Origin of the sequence: Psychrobacter urativorans, assembly GCF_904846695.1 — a bacterium.
Classification (GTDB): domain Bacteria; phylum Pseudomonadota; class Gammaproteobacteria; order Pseudomonadales; family Moraxellaceae; genus Psychrobacter; species Psychrobacter urativorans.
The window spans coordinates 1-1,883 of sequence record NZ_CAJHBR010000052.1 but is presented as its reverse complement, the minus strand read 5'-3'; the positions used below and the strand labels follow the sequence as shown (position 1 = coordinate 1,883).

Sequence of the window (1,883 nt, the reverse complement as noted above, 5' to 3'; positions counted from 1 at the left end):
CCCTAGTGAGGACTTGAATGGAGTCGTGGATTAGAGAGGTTTAACACGGGGTGTTGAGTTTGGTAAATGCGTAGTACTCGTAGATGACGCTCTTGATAATCGGCGTATCAAGAGGCATTAAACGTAAAGTTGAAACCGACTGTCAGTATCTGGTAGTAAGGTCTAAGTAGTACCTTGTGAGCTGTGACGTGTTCGGGGCATAAGTAGTAAAAAAAGCGTCTACCCGCAACGCATGACAAACACTACAGTATGTTTTCAACCCCCTGTTGTGTAGGTAAGGGGTCTGACACTCGCCCAATCGGTTCCAATAGGTGGTTCTATTCATTTATGACTATAAGAATAGAGAATTATAAATTTAGGGCGTGTCCCTAATCTGGAAAAGTAAGTTCAAAAGCCTTAAAATATAGAGACTATTTCAAACATGGCTCTCTACATTATGGCAAGAACAGTACTCACTGATAATACATGGGAACAACTCCAAAGTACCATGAAAGCTCATGGCTGTCATACTTGGAAAAACGACAGACAAGTTATGGAAGCCATATTGTGGAAACTTCGTACAGGCGCGCCATGGCGTGACATACCGAGTGAACTGTGTCCTTGGAAAACTGCCTATAATCGTTTCAATAGGTTGTCGAAAAAGGGTTTGTGGGAGCAATTTTTTTTGACCTACGAGCAAGTATTGATGAAGAGTGGGTATTCGCAGATGGAAGCTACATCCGCTGTCACCAGCATTCAAGCGGCGCCAGACGAGGAGAGCTTCGAGCTACCGGAAAGTCACGAGGTGGAACCACCACTAAGATTCATCTCGCCGTCGATTCGCATGGAAACCCGATTGATTTTAAAATCACTGGGGGTGATGTCCACGACAGCCAAGCGGTAGATGACATTATAGAGATGCTAACGGATGCGACCTACTTTATTGCTGATAAAGCTTATGATTCTGAAACCATTAGAACTAGGCTAAAGCAAGACAACATAAGCCCTGTCATCCCTAAAAGAAAAAACGCTAAGCAACCAGACCTAGCGTTTGATCACTATTTATATAAGCTACGACACTTGGTTGAAAACACATTTGCAAAGCTAAAACACTTTCGTAGTATTGCGACTCGCTACGAAAAACTGGCACGAAATTATAAATCTATGCTATATCTGGCTTGTACTATGATCCACTGCAAACTGAATTAGGGACACGCCCTAGTAGTCTACAAATCTTATTCAACAAGGTTAATTTGCCAGTTATTGGCTTGAATGACAATATTAATTTTGCGTAGTTTCATCGCCAGGTCATCGGCTTGCTTTTGTAACCCAGCTACTGAGACCATAATATTCCATTTAATTTCACGATGACTATAACGATCTGCCTCAGTGTCGGTCGCTTCAATTGCTTCAATTAATAGTTTGTGGCGCATCTCCAACGCCTCGCGTTCAACCAATAGCGTCAGCATTGATTGATCTTTATCCGTCTTAGCAACTGCATTGGTACGGTGAATACGTTCAATCAAAGTAGATAGCTCAGTAATGACTTGACTAGCCTCAATTATTAGATGATTTGGATCTTCATTTGGCGTATCGCCTTCTTGAACTTTAGCATTACTACGAATACGTCCTTTAATTTGAGCAAGTTTTTTTTGCATATCGCTACGAATAAGTAGGGCTTCTGCGAGTTTCATTTTTAGCTCCTTTTAACACCTTATTAGTATACTGCGTTTATTATAGATGTGTTTGTCCGTAGTATTGTTGGCTGGAAGGTGTCTAATCGTATGAACATCGATATGGTGATGGCAGCGTTAAATCAAGCCATTGCAGACAGAAACAACCCAAAAGACGTTATTCATCGTAGTGATAGAGGCGTTCAGTATTTATCTATTCGTTATACTGAT

General features: G+C 41.4%; 2 protein-coding genes and 1 pseudogene. 2 read left to right on the top strand and 1 reads right to left on the bottom strand.

Features of this window, described 5'->3' with window-relative positions:
* The first annotated feature begins 436 nt into the window (after positions 1–436).
* A protein-coding gene (locus JMY09_RS14275) for an IS5 family transposase (protein WP_197684655.1) occupies positions 437–1,188 on the top strand; the annotation gives its coding sequence in 2 pieces (ribosomal slippage) (positions 437–665 and positions 665–1,188; 753 coding nt in all).
* Positions 1,189–1,214: 26 nt separating this feature from the next.
* Here JMY09_RS14275 and JMY09_RS14270 read toward each other — a convergent pair.
* Positions 1,215–1,673, bottom strand: coding sequence for a DIP1984 family protein (locus JMY09_RS14270; RefSeq protein ID WP_201624608.1), 459 nt, complete (start codon positions 1,671–1,673; stop codon positions 1,215–1,217).
* A 27-nt stretch (positions 1,674–1,700) separates the two neighbouring features.
* On the opposite strand from JMY09_RS14270, the pseudogene JMY09_RS14265 reads away from it, so the two are divergent.
* Positions 1,701–1,883, top strand: a pseudogene (locus tag JMY09_RS14265) (DDE-type integrase/transposase/recombinase); the annotation flags it as partial.